The organism is Janthinobacterium sp. BJB304 (assembly GCF_002735765.1).
In the GTDB taxonomy this organism is placed as follows: domain Bacteria; phylum Pseudomonadota; class Gammaproteobacteria; order Burkholderiales; family Burkholderiaceae_D; genus Janthinobacterium.
On sequence record NZ_PDZN01000017.1, the window covers coordinates 103094 to 119214 of the forward strand.

General features: G+C 65.1%; 17 protein-coding genes. 10 read left to right on the top strand and 7 right to left on the bottom strand.

From position 1 onward, the window contains the following. Nucleotides 1–349: 349 nt before the first annotated feature. The 6 genes from CSQ95_RS20080 to CSQ95_RS20105 all read left to right on the top strand — a co-directional run bounded on the left by CSQ95_RS20080 (nt 350) and on the right by CSQ95_RS20105 (nt 5089). The gene (locus CSQ95_RS20080; protein ID WP_070222127.1) at nt 350–952 is read left to right on the top strand and encodes a YqgE/AlgH family protein; all 603 of its coding nucleotides are present in this window, start codon (nt 350–352) and stop codon (nt 950–952) included. Further along, the gene (gene ruvX, locus CSQ95_RS20085; RefSeq protein ID WP_257218116.1) at nt 949–1347 is read left to right on the top strand and encodes a Holliday junction resolvase RuvX; all 399 of its coding nucleotides are present in this window, start codon (nt 949–951) and stop codon (nt 1345–1347) included. The genes CSQ95_RS20080 and ruvX overlap by 4 nt, the downstream gene beginning before the upstream one ends. 39 nt (nt 1348–1386) lie before the next feature. Continuing rightward, nucleotides 1387–1911 carry a bifunctional pyr operon transcriptional regulator/uracil phosphoribosyltransferase PyrR gene (gene pyrR, locus CSQ95_RS20090; RefSeq protein ID WP_070222125.1) on the top strand — a complete coding sequence of 175 codons (525 nt, stop codon included), beginning with the start codon at nt 1387–1389 and terminating at the stop codon, nt 1909–1911. After that, nucleotides 1904–2869, top strand: a complete 966-nt coding sequence (locus CSQ95_RS20095; protein ID WP_034746695.1) for an aspartate carbamoyltransferase catalytic subunit — start codon at nt 1904–1906, stop codon at nt 2867–2869. The genes pyrR and CSQ95_RS20095 overlap by 8 nt, the downstream gene beginning before the upstream one ends. 24 nt (nt 2870–2893) lie before the next feature. Next, complete coding sequence (locus tag CSQ95_RS20100) at nt 2894–4195, top strand: dihydroorotase (protein ID WP_099410781.1); 1302 nt, start codon at nt 2894–2896, stop codon at nt 4193–4195. A 147-nt stretch (nt 4196–4342) separates the two neighbouring features. After that, complete coding sequence (locus tag CSQ95_RS20105) at nt 4343–5089, top strand: 1-acyl-sn-glycerol-3-phosphate acyltransferase (RefSeq protein ID WP_099410782.1); 747 nt, start codon at nt 4343–4345, stop codon at nt 5087–5089. On the opposite strand, the gene CSQ95_RS20110 is transcribed toward CSQ95_RS20105, so the two are convergent. From CSQ95_RS20110 to CSQ95_RS20140, 7 genes are all read right to left on the bottom strand, one after another. Next, nucleotides 5086–5850, bottom strand: a complete 765-nt coding sequence (locus CSQ95_RS20110; RefSeq protein WP_099410783.1) for an ABC transporter permease — start codon at nt 5848–5850, stop codon at nt 5086–5088. The two genes, CSQ95_RS20105 and CSQ95_RS20110, sit on opposite strands and share 4 nt — an antisense overlap. A gap of 2 nt (nt 5851–5852) precedes the next feature. Next, the gene (locus tag CSQ95_RS20115) at nt 5853–7097 is read right to left on the bottom strand and encodes an ABC transporter substrate-binding protein (RefSeq protein ID WP_070290474.1); all 1245 of its coding nucleotides are present in this window, start codon (nt 7095–7097) and stop codon (nt 5853–5855) included. Between the two features lie 20 nt (nt 7098–7117). Continuing rightward, a complete protein-coding gene (locus CSQ95_RS20120) occupies nt 7118–7906 on the bottom strand; it encodes an ABC transporter ATP-binding protein (RefSeq protein ID WP_070310174.1) in 789 nt (262 codons plus the stop codon). Beyond that, nucleotides 7903–8982 (bottom strand): acyl-CoA dehydrogenase family protein, encoded by a 1080-nt coding sequence (locus CSQ95_RS20125; RefSeq protein ID WP_070290472.1) that lies wholly within the window; start codon nt 8980–8982, stop codon nt 7903–7905. Before CSQ95_RS20125 ends, CSQ95_RS20120 begins: the two co-directional genes overlap by 4 nt. A gap of 1 nt (nt 8983) precedes the next feature. After that, entirely contained in the window at nt 8984–9538 is a 555-nt protein-coding gene (locus CSQ95_RS20130) for a carboxymuconolactone decarboxylase family protein (protein WP_070222110.1), read from the bottom strand. A 129-nt stretch (nt 9539–9667) separates the two neighbouring features. Further along, a complete protein-coding gene (locus CSQ95_RS20135) occupies nt 9668–10588 on the bottom strand; it encodes an AraC family transcriptional regulator (RefSeq protein WP_099410784.1) in 921 nt (306 codons plus the stop codon). Nucleotides 10589–10681: 93 nt separating this feature from the next. After that, nucleotides 10682–11521 (bottom strand): symmetrical bis(5'-nucleosyl)-tetraphosphatase, encoded by an 840-nt coding sequence (locus CSQ95_RS20140; protein ID WP_099410785.1) that lies wholly within the window; start codon nt 11519–11521, stop codon nt 10682–10684. Nucleotides 11522–11944: 423 nt separating this feature from the next. Here CSQ95_RS20140 and CSQ95_RS20145 point away from each other — a divergent pair, with 423 nt between their 5' ends. The 4 genes from CSQ95_RS20145 (at nt 11945) to waaA (ending at nt 16060) form a co-directional block, all read left to right on the top strand. Next, nucleotides 11945–12253 carry an H-NS family nucleoid-associated regulatory protein gene (locus CSQ95_RS20145; protein WP_070221029.1) on the top strand — a complete coding sequence of 103 codons (309 nt, stop codon included), beginning with the start codon at nt 11945–11947 and terminating at the stop codon, nt 12251–12253. Between the two features lie 90 nt (nt 12254–12343). Beyond that, the gene (locus CSQ95_RS20150; RefSeq protein WP_070310179.1) at nt 12344–13726 is read left to right on the top strand and encodes a phosphomannomutase/phosphoglucomutase; all 1383 of its coding nucleotides are present in this window, start codon (nt 12344–12346) and stop codon (nt 13724–13726) included. 4 nt (nt 13727–13730) lie between these two features. After that, on the top strand, nt 13731–14753 hold the full coding sequence (gene waaC, locus CSQ95_RS20155; RefSeq protein ID WP_070221024.1) for a lipopolysaccharide heptosyltransferase I: 1023 nt from the start codon (nt 13731–13733) through the stop codon (nt 14751–14753). Nucleotides 14754–14785: 32 nt separating this feature from the next. Then, nucleotides 14786–16060 (top strand): lipid IV(A) 3-deoxy-D-manno-octulosonic acid transferase, encoded by a 1275-nt coding sequence (gene waaA / locus CSQ95_RS20160; protein WP_099410786.1) that lies wholly within the window; start codon nt 14786–14788, stop codon nt 16058–16060. Nucleotides 16061–16121 lie beyond the last annotated feature (61 nt).

Consider the following 16121-nt stretch of genomic DNA (forward strand, 5'->3'; position numbering starts at 1 on the left):
TGCCGTCAACAGGGCTTTATGGCCGCTCGCGTCGCGCCTTCGGCGTCGCTGCGGCGGCAATTCAGTGTAAACTAGCAGGTATGTTCGCGGCACTTTATGTGCGACAGCGATTTTGCAATCAATTTTACAATTGGCATTGAAATGCGCCTGCAGGCATAGCGAATTGATCATTAATTTATAACATAACAAGAATAACGCCTGGCACCACGGTGCGCGCCGCCCAAAATGTGCGGCCGCTTGCGCCGGGCGTACGATAGCGGGGTAAGCGAGACTTGCCAGCAAGCCCACAGAGAGAGCATCGCGTATGAAAAAGAGTAAAATCGACCAGACTCTACCAGGACATCGTCTGATGCAGGGTGTGGGAGAGCCGGCCGCGACCGGTTCCTCCACCCTGAATCTGGCGAACCATTTCCTGATTGCGATGCCGGCCATGCAAGATCCGATCTTCGGCGGCACGGTCGTGTACGTGTGTGAACACAATGAAAACGGCGTGCTGGGCGTCGTCATCAACAAACCCACCGACATGACCATGGAAGTGCTGTTCGACCGCATCGACCTGAAACTCGAGGCTGGCAGCGACACGCCCATCATCAACGAGCCGATCATGTTCGGCGGCCCCGTGCAGGATGACCGCGGCTTCGTGCTGCACACGCCGGGCGCGCGCTATTCCTCGTCGCTGACGGTGACCGATGAAGTGGCGTTTACCACCTCGATCGACGTGCTCGAAGCCGTCGCCAAGGGCGATGGCCCCGAGCGCATGCTCGTCTCGATCGGCTACTCGGGCTGGAGCCCGGGCCAGCTGGAAGACGAGATCGGCCGCAACGGCTGGCTGACGGTAGGCGCCTCGGCCGATATTCTGTTCGATTTCCCCATCGAACAGCGCTACGTGGCGGCCATCAAATTGCTCGGTATCGATCCCCTCATGCTGGCGAGCGAGGCTGGCCACGCATGAGCGGTAACGCCATCGACACCATCCTTGCCTTCGATTTCGGCTTGAAACGCATTGGCGTGGCCATCGGCAATAGCATGATTTGCCAGGCCAAGCCGCTCAGCGTGATCACGGCCACGGCGAACGAGCCGAAGTTCGCCGCCATCGATAGCCTGATCAGGGAGTGGGGCGCCAGCCGCATCGTGGTGGGCTTGCCCAGCCACCCCGATGGCACGGAACACGAGATGAGCGCGCGCTGCCGCCGTTTCGCCAACCAGGTGCATGGCCGCTTCAACCTGCCCGTGGAACTGGTCGACGAGCGCTATTCCTCGGCCGTGATCGCCGCCAAGCGCGGCGAAGTCATCGATGACCGCGCCGCCGCCATCATCCTGCAACAGTATTTCGACGCGAATTATTAATCTGACCCTAGACTCCCTCCCTGAATGATTAAGAACTCTATGCCGCATCCTGCGAATCCTTCCCAACTCGACGCCGAGGCCCTGTATGCAGATTTGCTGCAGCAGGTGCGAAGCGGCCTGGCGGGCATCCCCAACGTGGCCATCGTCGGCATCCATTCGGGCGGCGCCTGGCTGGCTGAACGCCTGGCGCGCGATCTGAATCTGCTCGACCGCCTGGGCGTGCTCGACGTGTCCTTCTACCGCGACGACTTTGCCCAGAAGGGCTTGCATGCGGACGTCAAGCCGACGCAAATCAGCTTCGACGTGGCCGGCGCCACCATCCTGCTGGTCGACGACGTGCTGTACACGGGCCGCACCACGCGCGCGGCCATCAACGAATTGTTCGACTATGGCCGCCCGGCCAAGATCATGCTGGCCGCCCTGGTCGACCGCGGCGAACGCCAGCTGCCGGTGGCCGCCGATTTCGTGGCCGCCTTCACTGCCGTGCCGCCGGGCCAGGCCCTGGTCCTGAAGCAAGCCGACGATGGAAAATTCACGCTCACCATAGATAACAACCATGCTTAATCCGCAACTGAATAAACACGGCGAACTGCAACATCTGCTGACGATCGAAGGCTTGCCGAAGTCTATCGTCAACCACATCCTCGACACCGCTTCCTCGTTCGTCGGCATTTCCGACCGCGACGTGAAAAAGGTGCCGCTGATGCGCGGCAAGAGCGTTTTCAACCTGTTCTTTGAAAACTCCACGCGTACCCGCACCACCTTCGAAATCGCCTCGAAGCGCCTGTCGGCCGACGTCATCAACCTGAACATCCAGGCCTCGTCGGCCAGCAAGGGCGAGTCGCTGCTCGACACCATCGACAACCTGTCGGCCATGCATGCCGACATGTTCGTCGTGCGCCACGCGCAGTCGGGCGCGCCCTACCTGATCGCCAAGCACCTGATCGACACCAAGCAGCCGCACGTCCATGTGGTCAACGCGGGCGACGGACGCCACGCGCACCCGACCCAGGGCTTGCTCGACATGTACACGATCCGCCATTACAAGAAGGATTTCACGAACCTGACGGTGGCCATCGTGGGCGACATTTTGCACAGCCGCGTGGCCCGTTCCGACATCCATGCGCTGACCACCCTGGGCGTGCCGGAAGTGCGCGCCATCGGCCCGCATACCCTGCTGCCGGGCGGCCTGGAACAGATGGGCGTGCGCACCTTCACCAACATGGATGAAGGCCTCAAGGGCGTGGACGTGATCATCATGCTGCGCCTGCAGAATGAGCGCATGAGCGGCGCGCTGCTGCCGTCGGCGCAGGAATACTTCAAGAGCTATGGCCTCACGCCCGAACGCCTGGCGCTGGCGAAGCCGGACGCCATCGTCATGCATCCGGGGCCGATGAACCGCGGCGTGGAAATCGATTCGGCCGTGGCCGACGGTCCGCAGGCAGTGATCCTGCCGCAGGTGACCTTCGGTATCGCCGTGCGCATGGCGGTAATGAGTATTTTGGCTGGTAATCAGGGCTGATAGCCCAAGGACGAGTAAGCGAGCATGACGACACTACATATCAAGAACGGCCACCTGATCGACCCTGCCAACGGCATCGATGGCTTGCAAGACCTGTTTATCGCCGACGGCAAAGTGCTGGCCGTGGGCAGCGCCCCGGCCGGCTTCAAGGCCGACACCACCTTTGACGCGGCCGGCCTGGTGGTTTCCCCCGGCCTGGTCGACCTGTCCGCGCGCCTGCGCGAGCCGGGCTACGAATACAAGGCGACCCTGGAATCGGAACTGCAGGCTGCCCTGCAGGGCGGCGTCACGAGCCTGGTCTGCCCGCCCGACACCGACCCCGTGCTCGATGAGCCGGGCCTGGTGGAAATGCTGAAATACCGCGCCAAGACGCAAAACAAGGCCCACGTGCACCCGCTGGGCGCGCTGACCATGGGCTTGAAGGGCAAGTCGCTGACGGAAATGGCGGAATTGACGGAAGCGGGCTGCATCGGCTTCGCGCAGGCGGAAGAGCCGATCGAGGACACCACCGTGCTGCTGCGCGCCATGCAGTATGCGAACACCTTTGGCTACACGGTCTGGCTGCGTCCGCAAGACCCGCACATCGGCCGTGGCGGCATCGCCCACAGCGGCCCGCTGGCGTCGCGCCTTGGCTTGTCCGGCGTGCCCGTGATGTCCGAAACCATCGCCCTGCACACGATTTTCGAATTGATGCGCGCCAGCCGCGCGCGCGTGCACCTGTGCCGCATCTCGTCGGCGGCGGGCCTGGAACTGATCCGCGCCGCCAAGGCCGAAGGCTTGCCCGTCACCTGCGACGTGGGCGTGCACCATGTGCACCTGACGGATGCCGACATCGGTTTCTTCGATCCGAACGCGCGCGTCACGCCGCCGTTCCGCAGCCAGCGCGACCGCGATGCGATCCGCGCCGGCCTGCTCGACGGCACGGTCGACGCCATGTGCTCGGACCACACGCCCGTCGATGACGATGAAAAACTGCTGCCGTTCGGCGAAGCGTCGCCCGGCGCCACGGGCCTGGAACTGCTGCTGTCGCTGGCCCTGAAATGGGCCGACGACTACGCGCTGGGCCAGCCGCAAGCGGGCGAGCGTCCGCTGGCGCGCGCCGTGGCCAAGGTCACGTCCGATGCGGCGCGTGTCGCCGGCATCCCGGCCGGCAGCCTGGCCGTGGGCGAAGCGGCCGACATCTGCGTCTTCGATCCCGCCGCGCGCTGGACCGTGTCGTCGGCGTCGCTGGCCAGCCAGGGCAAGCACACGCCTTTCCTCGGCTATGAGCTGAGCGGCATCGTCAAGGCGACCATCGTTGCCGGACGCGTGGCGTTTCAGCGCTAATTTTTTGTATCGGAGCCGTAGGTCGGATTAGCGGTACGCGTAATCCGACAAGTCCATGGCGGCTCCTGTCGGCTTACGCAGCGCCTCGCGGGCGCTGCCAAGCCGACCTACGCGGCTGCATGGCTTTGCTTCCAACCTTGGTGTCATTTGAAACTTCTGCTTACCTACCGCCTCGCGCGCATCGCCATTCACCTGAGCTGCGGCATGGCCAAGAGCGCCGTGCTTTTTCCCTGGCTGGACCTGGAAGGGCGCAACCGGCGTATCCGCCGCTGGTCGACGCAGCTGCTCGACATCTGCGGCGTGCATGTGGCGCAGCCGGCAGACAGCGTGCCGGCCCTTGACCATGCGATGGTGGTGGCGAACCACGTCTCGTGGCTCGACATCTTCGTCATCAATGCCGTCCACCCCTGCCGTTTCGTCGCCAAGGCGGAAATCCGTGCCTGGCCGATCCTGGGCTGGCTGGCGGGACGCGCCGGCACCATCTTCATTTCGCGCGGCAGCAAGCGCGACCTGCGCCTGATCTTCCAGGGCCTGGTGGACAAATTGACGGCGGGCGAGCGCATCGCGTTCTTCCCCGAAGGCACGACCGCCGCGCAAGGGCAGATCCTGCCGTTTCACGCCAACCTGTTCGAGGCGGCCATCGACGCGCAAGTGCCGGTGCAGCCGTTCGCGCTCGTGTATGTGGATGACAAGGGGGCGCTGCACCACGCCGTCGACTTCATCGGCGACATGAGCTTTGCGCAAAGCATGGTGGCGATCCTGAGCGGCCCGCCGATCACGGCGCGCCTGACCTGCCTGGCGCCAGTGGCGACGCAGGACGCGCATCGGCGCGACCTGGCGGCGGCAACGCAGGCGGCCGTGGCCGCTGCGCTGCCGCTGGAAAAGGCGGCCTAGTTTTTGACGTGCAGCCAGCGCGCATGCGCGGCGCGGGCCAGGTAGTCGAGGATGAAACCTAACATCCCGATCAGCACGATGGCGGCCATCAGCTCCGAATACGCGAGGCGGTCGCGCGTGTCGAGGATGAAGTAGCCGAGGCCGGCCGATACGCCCAGCATTTCCGCAGGCACCAGCACGATCCAGATGATGCCGATGGCCAGCCGCACGCCCGTCAGGATATCGGCCGTGATGCCCGGCAAAATCACCTTGAAGACGATCTCGCTGCGCGTGGCCGACAGGCTGCGCGCCAGCAGCAGCCAGTTCGGGTCGAGCCGCGCCACGCCGGCCGCCGTATTGAGCAAAATCGGCCAGACGGCCGCAAACGCCAGCAGGAAGTATACGGGCGCGTCGCCGACGCCGAGCACCATCACGGCGATCGGCATCCATGACAGCGGCGAAATCATGCGCAGCAGCTGGAACAGCGGCATGGCCGCGCCGGAAAAGCTCTTCGACATGGCCACCAGCACGCCCAGCGGCACGCCGATGACGATCGCCAGCCCCAGGCCCACGGCCACCCTTTGCAGACTCAATACCACGTGCAGCCAGATATCCGGACCACCGAGCATTTCCCTGAACGCCAGCGCTGTGGGCAAGGGCGCGAAGGCGGTGGCGATCGGCGTGGATTTCTCCAGCGCCGTCACGCCCACGGACCACAACAGCAAGGCACAGGCCAGCCCCACCAGGGGCAGGCCGAACTTCGTGAACAACTTGCTTGCCATCGTCAGACCGCCACGGTTTCGCTGCGCAGCAGGTTGGCCGGCAAGCCGAAGGCGGCCGGGCCGCCGACTGCCGTGATGGCCTTGCGCACGAAACGGTCATCGACCAGGTCGCGCGCGGCGAACTTCGGATCGAGGTTGGCCAGGAAGCGCGTATCGCCCTCGACCTTGGTGCGGCCGATGGCGCGCACCAGTTCTTCCGTGTACGAGGCGAATGGATACGGCTGGAAGTCGATGCGGCGCTGCTGCCAGTTCTTGTGCACGATCAGGCCCTGCTTTTCATAGGCGGCGTAATCGGTGGTGGCCAGCACCTTCGTCAGCACCTGCAGCGGATGGGGCGTGTAGCGGTGCTCGCCCACGTTCGACAGCAGCTTGGCCGTATCGACCTGGTTCGAACGCGTCCACAACTGCGCCTTGACGATGGCGTTGGTGACCTTTTGCGCCCATTCTGGGCGCGTGTTGATGTCGCGCTCGGACAGGAAGGTGACGCAGCACGCATGGTTTTTCCACACGTCGCCCGAGAAGCGCAGGATCTTGCCGATGCCGGCGTTTTCCGCCGCCGCGTTGAACGGCTCGGCCACGATGTAGCCGGCAATCGACTTGCTGGCCAGGGCCGAGACCATTTCGGCCGGCGCCAGCACGATCAGATTGACTTCATTCGGCTTGATGGCCGCGTTGCGCGCGCGCGTGACCGGCGTCAGGCCATTCGAGGACAGGATCTGCTGCAGCAGGATGTTGTGGATCGAGTACCAGAATGGGATGGCGACCGTGCGTCCGCCCAGGTCGGAGACCTTGTTGATCTCGTTGGCCACCGTCAGCGCGGAGCCGTTGACGTGGTTCCAGGCGACGACTTTCGCGGGGAACTTGGCGCCGTAGCGCACCCACAGGGTGGCCGGCGACAGCAGGTGGATGACGTTGACCTGGCCGGCGACGAACGCTTCGATGATCTGCGCCCAGCTGCGGAACAGGCGCGGCGTTTCCGCCTGCAAGCCTTCCGCTTCGAACAGCTTGCGGGCGTGGGCCACGAGCAGCGGGGTGGCGTCGGTGATCGGCAGGTAGCCGATTTTTACGGGCTGGTCATCGCCTTTCGGGCCTTGCTGGGCCATGGCGTCGCCTGCGAACAGCAGGGGCGAGGCGACGCTGGCCGTGGCCAGGGCCGACATGCGCAGGAAGTCGCGCCGCGTCAGGCCGCAGTCGCAATCGGAGGAGGCGCAGATATGCAGGGGTTTGTTATCGTGTGGGAGGGACATGAAGGTTCCAGTAAAGTGCATTAGTGGGCGGCGTGGGCCTGATCTTGCTGTTGCAGCGCCTGCAGGGCGTCGAGGATGTCCATCTTGAGGGCGATCACGTCGGCGCTGTGGCCGATGCGCGGCTGGTCGATGGCGACGGGCCATTCGCGCACGATGTTGCCCGGCTTGCCGCCCATGAGCAGGATGCGGTCGGCGACGAGGATGGCTTCGTCGATGTCGTGCGTGACCAGCAGCACGGCCGTGTGCCAGCGGTGCACCACGTCGACCAGCAGCGACTGCATCTCGGCGCGGGTGATGGCGTCGAGGGCGGAAAACGGTTCGTCGGCGAACAGCAGTTCCGGTTCGCGCGCCAGCGCGCGGGCCAGCGCCACGCGCTGCGCCATGCCGCCCGACAGCGCGGACGGATACAGTTTTTCGCGCCCCTTTAAACCGACGGCTTCGATGGCTTGCGCCACGCGCGCCTCGTGCGCTGCGCGCGTGAGCTGCGGCTGGTGCTTGAAGTCCAGGCCGAAGCCCGCGTTGCCCGTGACGTTCAGCCAGGGCAAAAGGCTCGCCTGCTGGAACACGAGGGCGCTGCGCGGGTCCGGTTCGCGCATGGGCGCATCGAGGAATTGAATGGCGCCCGTCGATGGCGGCTGCAGGCCGGCCAGCACGCGCAGCAGGCTCGATTTGCCGCAGCCGCTGCCGCCCAGCAGGCAGACGATCTCGCGCTTGCGCACACCCAGCGAGACGTGCTGGAACACGGGCGTGCTGCCCGCATAGGAAAAGCTCAGGTCCTGCGCCTGCAAGGCCCAATCAGCAACGCTCATGCCGGGGCTCCCGCTGCCGCCTGCTGGCTGTCGAACAGCTGCAAGGCCGATTGCAACTGCGTCAGGCTGGGGGTGACGATGGGGATGAACGACGATTCGCGCCAGCGGCGGGCAAAGCCCTGCTGTTCGGCGTTCAGGTAGGCGCGCCCGCCCATGGCTTGCAGCTCCAGCATCAGCGCCTGCTGCAGCACGTCGGCCAGCTGTATGCGCAGGCGGAACATGGCCGGCGCCTGCGTCTTGAAGCGGCCGTCGTGCACGCCGGCCAGCAAGGTGGCGACGGCGCTTTCCAGTGTCGCTTGCAGCGCTTCGATGCGTGGCGTGAGCTGGTTGCGCGAGCCGGCCGAGATTTGCGCCGCCTTTGCCAGGCTGGCGCGCGCCAGGCCGATCGACAGGCCGCACTGCATGCCGAGGAACGATGGGCGCACCTGCGGCAGCCAGGCCGGCGCGTTGTCGCTGATGATGTCCGCGGCGGGGATGTGCACCTGCGCCAGCTTGACGGAAGCCGTATTGCTGCCGCGCAGGGCAATCAGGTCCAGGTCATCGCTGCGCTTGACGCCCGCCGTGCCGCTGTCGAAGGCGACGATGACGGGCGGCGCGCCGTCGTCGGGCGCCACGGCGGCTGCCGCGACAAAGCCGGCCTTGCGCAAGTTGGTCACCCAGGCCAGGCCGCCGTTGACGAGCAAGCCGTCATCGTGGCGCGCGCCCGTGATTTGCAGCTGCTCGATGCCGGACAAGAATTTCATCGCGTTCGACAGACCGCTGGCGCCTGCCTGCGTGCCGGCCAGCAGGCCGGGCAAACGGCGCTCGGCCAGTGCGCGGTTCTCGCTTTGCAGCAGGAATTCGATAAAGCAGCGCTGGCCCCAGAAGACAAAGGCTGCCGTCACCGATTGCCCGGCCACCTTGGCGATGGCGTCGATGGCGTCGCGCACGTCGCCGCCCGCGCCGCCGTGTTCCTGCGGTACGCCGATGGCCAGCAGCTTGTCGCCGGCCAATGCCGGCAATACGGTTTCAGCCAGCTCCGGCGATTGGTCGAGCTGGTCGGCATGCATGTGCAGCCAGTGAGTGAGGTTCGCCATGTCAGACGGCGCCAGGCAGGTAGGGCGTCAATTGCGGATTGACGGGCGTGCCGGCCAGGCTGTTGGAGAAATTGCACAGGGTGGCCAGGCTGATGCCCAGCACGACTTCGAGCGCCTGCTGTTCGTTGTAGCCGGCGGCCAGGAAGGCTTGATATTCGGCGTCGCTGACGGCGCCGCGCGTGGCGATGACGGCCGTGGCGAAGGCGGCGACGGCGTCGAGCTTCGTATCGCCCGTCGGCTGGCCGTGCTGCAGGGCGCGCACCGTGTCCGGTGTCTGGCCCGCTTTTTTCAGCGAGATGGCGCTATGGCCGGCGATGCAGAAATCGCAGCCATGGATGCGCGCGGCCGTGATCTGCACCACTTCGCGCTCCATCAGGGTCAGGCTGGCGCGCGCATTGATGCCGGAGACGGTCAGATAGGTTTCCAGTGCCAGCGGGGCATTGGCCAGCACGCCGATCAGATTGGGCAGGAAGCCATTGTTGGCGATGGCCTTTTCCACGAAGGGGCGGCTGTCGGCCGGGGCGGTATCGAGAGTGTGCAGCGTCAGACGGGACATGGGGTACCTTGCTAAGTTAGTAAGTCACCCGGTCATTATATCGGCCATGCCGTGCACGCAACAGACGTCAGCGTCGTCCTTTTGTGCTCGTTCGTCTGCGATTGTGTGATCCTTGATTCCGGCAGGCTCTTAGCTGGCCAGCTGGCGCAATCGCTGGTCGCGCCGGTAGGCGCCCGGCTGCTCGCCCGTGACCCGCTTGAAGGCGCGCGTAAAGGCGGCGTGCGAGCGGTAGCCCACCAGTTCGGCGGCGCGTTCGACGGAGACGCCGTCGTGCAGACGCCGCGCGGCGATCTTCATGCGCAGCAGGAGCAGGAACTGGGCCGGCGAGTGGCCGCTGGCGCTGGCGAAATGCTTGCAGAAGCTGGCGCGCGACATGCACGCTGCCTTGGCCATGTTCTCGATCGACCAGTCGTCGGCAGGGGCGTCGAGCATGCGTTCGAGCAATGGCGAAAATGCGGGCTGGTGCAGCAGCGACAGCAGGCCGGCCGCCACCTGCTCGCCCTGCGCCACATGGCGGATCAGGTAAAAGAACAGCAGCTCGACCAGGCGCGCGATGAGCGGCGACGGTTGCTCCGGATCGCCGCCTGCTTCGGCGAGGATCAGGTCGAACAGCGCGGCGGCGGCGCTGAAGGCGGGCGCGTCGCCGCGTATCAGCAGATACGGCGGGAACGAGTCGACGATCAGCGCGGAGAGGGCGCCGCGAAATTGAAAGAAGCCGCAGGCCAGCGCCGTCGCCGGCTGCTGCGTGGGCGTTTGCAGCGGCAGCATCGCTTGCGCGCTCACCGCCTGCAGCGGATCGCTGTGGGGACTGAGGAAGTGCGGCAAGTCGCGCAGCAGGAAGACGCCGTCGCGCGGGCCGAGCGCAATGGGCGCCGCGCCGTCGAGGTGCAAGTAGCAATGGCCATCGAGCACCAGGTGAAAGCTGCCCAGTTCCCGCCCCGCCGTGGAAGCGCGCCAGCGGCCGCAGTACTGGCCCACATGCAGGACGGCGGTGTCGAGTTCCAGGCTGCCGAGCAGCCAGCGCGCCAGTCTGTCGGTATCAGGATGCATGGGATCGCAAAGGCAAAAGCGCCATCATACGGGCCAGACGCGGCAAGGCCAACGACCGATTTCGACTAAGCATATGCGCGCCAAGCTTGGTGATTACTGCTTGCCGCTATGCTGCTGGAACGCGGGGCAGTCGACTTGCAGCAGCGAGCGGTCCTCCAGGCACACGGCCGACAGTTTCCCGCCCCACACGCAGCCGCTATCGAGTCCGATCAGGTGCGGCCTTAGTAGCAGTCCCAGCGCCGACCAGTGGCCGAAGACGATGGTGTCGCCGGCGCTGCGCCGGCCCGGCACGTCGAACCAGGGCAGCAGGCCGGAGCCTGGCGGCGGGCTGCCGCTTTCCTTCATCTTGAAATCCATTACACCGTCCGGCGTGCAAAAGCGCAGCCGCGTCATGGCGTTGACGATGCAGCGCAGCCGGTCGGCGCCCTGCAGGTCGTCGCGCCAGGCGGCCGGCTCGTTGCCGTACATGGTGCGCAGGAACGCCACCCAATCGTCGCTGCGCAGCATGGCGGACACCTCCTCGCTCAGGGACAGGGCCTGGGCCGCGCTCCATTGCGGCAGCAAGCCTGCATGCACGAGCACATGGCCATCGTGTTCCAGTGCCAGTGGCCGCTGGCGCAGCCAGTCGATCAACTCCTCGCGGTCGGGTGCATCGAGGATGTCGGCGAGGGTGTCGGACGCATGCTCGGGCCGGATGCCGTTGGCCACGGCCAGCAAGTGCAAGTCATGGTTGCCCAGGACGCTGTCGGCCAGGCCTTGCTGCGCCAGGGCGTGCACGTGGCGCAGGGTGGCCAGCGAGGCCGGGCCGCGATTGATCAAGTCGCCCGCGAACAGCAGGCGGTACGGACCGCCCGCTGCCGCCTGGATCCGTTCGATCAATTCGACGGTTTGTGCATGACAGCCTTGCAGATCGCCGATAAAGTAAGTTTTCATATGTGCCGGGGTGAAGTGAACTACGCGCCTGCATTATAAGCATGCCCGCCCTTTGGCGTTGGGGCATTTCTGGCAGGTGCGCGATTGCGCGCATGGCCGGCGGGAAGAAAAACGCGGGCGCCGATTATGCCGCATGGGAATTTGATTCAGCGGTATGTCACGCTGCCGTATCACGCTGCCGTATAGGAATAATAATCCGCTGGCATGCCGTTCAGGCACGCGGGAATGCCATTTAATTCATGGTTATTCATTTTTCATGCGGGCTTCCGGTATATTCTTCATTTAATCTTAATGTTGGCCCGCCAAATAAATCGAGGGCCGTGATTCAATTGATGATGGATTATGCGTTGGTGCACAGATATTTATGCAATGTAGTATATTCCACGTGATTTTATTATTTAAATGAATATAAAGGATGTACCAATGGATCTGTCTACGATGACGATGCTGGAATTGCGCAAACTGGAAGATAATGTCAAGCAGGAGTTGAACAGCCGCGAGCGCGAAGACTTGAACAAGGCGCGCGAACAGATCATGGCCATCGCGCAGCAAGCCGGCATTCCGCTGAAACAGCTGATACTCGATGGCTTGCACCCGCGCACGGGCAAAGTCGCGGTGCGTTACCGCCATCCTGAGAATGCGACCGAGCAATGGACAGGCCGTGGCCGTCAGCCGCTGTGGGTCAGGCAGTGGGTGGAATCGGGCAAGTCGATCGATCTGCTGCGCGTATAATTCGGTATACTCTTGGCGTAGTGGCAAGCCGCCAGCCGCGCGCTGCACCTTGCCAGGCACCTTATTGACCCTACTTATACCGGCCACACCATGCTCCCATTGTCCAGAACGATCTTCAAGGCCTACGATATTCGCGGCATCATCGCTAAAACCCTCGATGCCGGCGTGGCCCACAAGATCGGTCAGGCATTTGGCCAGGCCGCCCTGGCCAAGGGCGAGCAGCGGGTCGTGATCGGCCGCGATGGCCGTCTGTCGGGACCGGAATTGACGGCGGCGCTGGCGCAGGGCTTGCAAGCGGCGGGCGTCGACGTGATCGACCTGGGCGTGGTGGCCACGCCGATGGTCTACTTCGGCACGAATGTGCTCGACACGCGCTCCGGCATCATGGTCACGGGCAGCCACAATCCGCCCGACTACAACGGCTTCAAGATGGTGCTGGCCGGTGAAGCGATCCACGGCGAAGCGATCCAGGCGCTGTACCACAGCATCGTCGCGCACGACGGCAGCGCCAGTGCCAAGCCGGGCTCCTATGCCACGCACGATATCCGCACGGCCTACCTGGCGCGCATCCTGGGCGACGTCAAGCTGGCGCGCCCGATCAAGATCGCCGTCGACTGCGGCAATGGCGTGGCCGGCGCATTCGCGGGCGACCTGTTCCGCGGCATGGGCTGCGAAGTCATCGAACTATTCTGCGAAGTCGATGGCAACTTCCCGAACCACCATCCGGATCCGGCGCATCCGGAAAACCTGCAAGACCTGATCCGCTGCCTGGCCGAGACGGATGCCGAAATCGGCATCGCCTTCGACGGCGACGGCGACCGCCTGGGCGTGGTCACCAAGGATGGCCAGATCATCTACCCTGACCGCCAGATGATGCTGTTCGCCGCCGACGTGCTGACGCGCCATCCGGGCGCGCAGATCCTGTACGACGTGAAATGCACGCGCCACCTGGCGCCGTGGATCAGCAAGCATGGCGGCGTGCCGCTGATGTACAAGACGGGCCACTCGCTGGTGAAAGCCAAGCTGCGCGAGACGGGTGCGCCGCTGGGCGGCGAAATGAGCGGCCATATCTTCTTCAAGGACCGCTGGTACGGTTTCGACGACGGCCTGTATTCGGCCGCGCGCCTGCTGGAAATCCTCACGCGCGAAGCGGATCCGTCGGCTTTGCTGAATTCCCTGCCGCAGTCCGACAGCACGCCGGAACTGCACCTGGAACTGAAGGAGGGCGAGAACGTCGCGCTGATGGACGTGCTGCGCCGCGACGCCGTCTTCCCCGGCAATGAACAGATCATCACCATCGACGGCTTGCGCGTGGAATACGCGGACGGCTTCGGCCTGGCCCGCTCGTCGAACACCACGCCAGTGATCGTCATGCGCTTCGAAGCGGAAACGCCGGCAGCTCTGGCGCGCATCCAGGGACAGTTCAAGAGCGTGATCCTGGCCGCCAAGCCTGACGCCGTGCTGCCGTTCTGACAGCATGGCCGCTCAACCTGGCGCACAGGCGCCCTTGAAAATCCTGCTGGTGCGCGTGTCCTCGCTGGGCGACGTGCTGCATAACCTGCCGATGGTGGCAGACATCGCCCGCCATTTCCCGAATGCGACCATCGACTGGGTGGTTGAAGAGGGCTACACCAGCCTGGTGCGCCTGAACGCGCGTGTCAATACCATTTTCCCGTTCGCGCTGCGGCGCTGGCGCAAGAGCCTGGGCAAGAAAGAGACGCGTGCGGAAATCGCCGCCTTCTTTCGCAGCCTGCGCCAGACGCGCTACGATTATGTGTTCGATACCCAGGGCTTGCTCAAGACGGGCATCATCATGGGCGCCGCGCGCCTGGCGCCGGGCGGACAGAAGGTCGGCCTGGCCAACGGCAGCGAAGGCTCCGGCTACGAAGGCATCTCGCGCCTGTTCCACACCAAAAGCATTCCGCTCGACCCGCGCACGCATGCGGTAGCGCGCGGCCGCCTGGTCGCTGCCGCCGCACTCGGCTACACGGTCGACACGCCGGCCGATTTCGGCTTGCCGGAAGTCTCGCGCAACGAGCCGCGCCCGGACTGGATGGGCGAAGCTCCCTACTGCGTGTATTTCCACGGTACGGCGCGCGACGCCAAGAAATGGGCGCCGGAAAACTGGATCGCCCTGGGCCGTGCCTTGGCACCGATGCCGATTTTGCTGCCCTGGGGTTCGCCCAGGGAAAAGGCGGAAGCCGAACAACTGGCGGCCGGTCTGCCGAACGCGCGCGTGCTGCCCAAGCTGTCGATGGACGACGCCACCCTGCTGGCGCGCCACGCGGCGCTGGTGATCGGCGTCGACACGGGCCTGACTCATATCGCGGCCGCCTTCGTGCGCCCGACGGTGGAAATCTATGCTGATTCTCCGCTGTGGAAAACGGAAGGCAACTGGTCGCCGAACATCATCAACCTGGGCGACAAGGGTGCGCCGCCCGGCGTGCCGGAAGTGCTGGCCGCAGCACAACGCCTGCTGACCGAACATCCTCCCGCCTGACTTCAACCGCCTGACTTCAACATCAAACAACCATGCGACTTCTTTATACCCTTGCCTGGTGGCTGGCCTTGCCCCTGGTGCTGGCGCGGCTGTGGCTGCGCGGACGCCAGGAACCCGGCTACCGCCAGCACTGGGGCGAGCGCCTGGGCTTTTACGGCCGCCAGCCGACAACGGCTACAGACACCATCTGGCTGCACGCCGTCTCCGTCGGCGAGACGCGCGCTGCCGAGCCGCTGATCGATGCGCTGCTGGCCGCCTGGCCCAGGTGCCGCATCGTCCTCACGCACATGACGCCGACGGGGCGCGCGACGGGCAAGGCGCTGTTCGCCAAACACGGCGCGCGCCTCGTGCAAAGCTATCTGCCCTACGACACGGGCGCCATGCCGGCCCGTTTCATCCGCCATTTCGCCCCGCGCATCTGCATCCTGATGGAGACGGAAGTGTGGCCGAATCTGATCCACCAATGCACTCGCTACAAAGTGCCCGTGGTGCTGGCCAACGCGCGCTTGTCGCAGCGTTCGCTGGGCAAGGCGCAGCGTCTGGGCAAGCTGATTGCAGATGCGGCGCACGGCATCACCCTGGTGGCGGCGCAGACGCAGGACGACGCCGATCGCGTGCGCCAGCTGGGCGTGCAGGACGTGGTGGTCACGGGCAGCATCAAGTTCGACGTCGTCGTGCCCGGGGCGGCCCTGGCGACGGGGGCTTGGCTGCGCGGCGCCATCGGTGCGCGCCCCGTGCTGCTGTGCGCCAGCACGCGCGAAGGCGAAGAGCAGCTGATCCTCGATGCGTATATCCGCGCCAGCTTGCCGGCGCATGCGCTGCTGCTGATCGTGCCGCGTCATCCGCAGCGCTTCGACGAGGTGGAAAAATTGATCGCGGCGCACGGCCTGGCCGTGCAGCGCAGGTCCGGCCTGGCGCAGGACGATGTGGTGGGGGCGGGCACGCAGGTGCTGCTGGGCGACTCGATGGGCGAGATGTTTGCGTACTACGCGGCCTGCGATTGCGCATTCGTCGGCGGCAGCCTGCTGCCGCTGGGCGGACAAAACCTGATCGAGCCGGCGGCCCTGGGCAAGCCCGTGCTGATCGGCCCGCACACCTTCAATTTCGCGCTGGTCACCGAGCAGGCGATTGCCGCCGGCGGCGCCGCGCTGGTGGCGGATGCCGATGCGCTGATGGCGCAGGCATCTGCCTTGCTGCAGGATACCGCGCGTTTATCGTCGATGGGTCAAAAGGCGCTGGCCTTTGCCAACCAGCACCGGGGCGCCACGCCACGCACCATCGCGGCGATTCAACCGCTGCTGCGGTGACGGCGGCGCGGCCAAGAATGTTGTCGGATTACGCGCTAGCGCTAATCCGACCTACGCGACT

Excerpts from the sequence above, each read along its gene's own strand:
- CSQ95_RS20080 (WP_070222127.1), top strand. The coding sequence starts at position 350 with ATGCAGGGTGTGGGAGAGCCGGCCGCGACCGGTTCCTCCACCCTGAAT.
- ruvX (WP_257218116.1), top strand. The coding sequence starts at position 949 with ATGAGCGGTAACGCCATCGACACCATCCTTGCCTTCGATTTCGGCTTG.
- pyrR (WP_070222125.1), top strand. The coding sequence starts at position 1,387 with ATGCCGCATCCTGCGAATCCTTCCCAACTCGACGCCGAGGCCCTGTAT.
- CSQ95_RS20095 (WP_034746695.1), top strand. The coding sequence starts at position 1,904 with ATGCTTAATCCGCAACTGAATAAACACGGCGAACTGCAACATCTGCTG.
- CSQ95_RS20100 (WP_099410781.1), top strand. The coding sequence starts at position 2,894 with ATGACGACACTACATATCAAGAACGGCCACCTGATCGACCCTGCCAAC.
- CSQ95_RS20110 (WP_099410783.1), bottom strand. The coding sequence starts at position 5,850 with ATGGCAAGCAAGTTGTTCACGAAGTTCGGCCTGCCCCTGGTGGGGCTG.
- CSQ95_RS20115 (WP_070290474.1), bottom strand. The coding sequence starts at position 7,097 with ATGTCCCTCCCACACGATAACAAACCCCTGCATATCTGCGCCTCCTCC.
- CSQ95_RS20120 (WP_070310174.1), bottom strand. The coding sequence starts at position 7,906 with ATGAGCGTTGCTGATTGGGCCTTGCAGGCGCAGGACCTGAGCTTTTCC.
- CSQ95_RS20125 (WP_070290472.1), bottom strand. The coding sequence starts at position 8,982 with ATGGCGAACCTCACTCACTGGCTGCACATGCATGCCGACCAGCTCGAC.
- CSQ95_RS20130 (WP_070222110.1), bottom strand. The coding sequence starts at position 9,538 with ATGTCCCGTCTGACGCTGCACACTCTCGATACCGCCCCGGCCGACAGC.
- CSQ95_RS20135 (WP_099410784.1), bottom strand. The coding sequence starts at position 10,588 with ATGCATCCTGATACCGACAGACTGGCGCGCTGGCTGCTCGGCAGCCTG.
- CSQ95_RS20140 (WP_099410785.1), bottom strand. The coding sequence starts at position 11,521 with ATGAAAACTTACTTTATCGGCGATCTGCAAGGCTGTCATGCACAAACC.
- CSQ95_RS20145 (WP_070221029.1), top strand. The coding sequence starts at position 11,945 with ATGGATCTGTCTACGATGACGATGCTGGAATTGCGCAAACTGGAAGAT.
- CSQ95_RS20150 (WP_070310179.1), top strand. The coding sequence starts at position 12,344 with ATGCTCCCATTGTCCAGAACGATCTTCAAGGCCTACGATATTCGCGGC.
- waaC (WP_070221024.1), top strand. The coding sequence starts at position 13,731 with ATGGCCGCTCAACCTGGCGCACAGGCGCCCTTGAAAATCCTGCTGGTG.
- waaA (WP_099410786.1), top strand. The coding sequence starts at position 14,786 with ATGCGACTTCTTTATACCCTTGCCTGGTGGCTGGCCTTGCCCCTGGTG.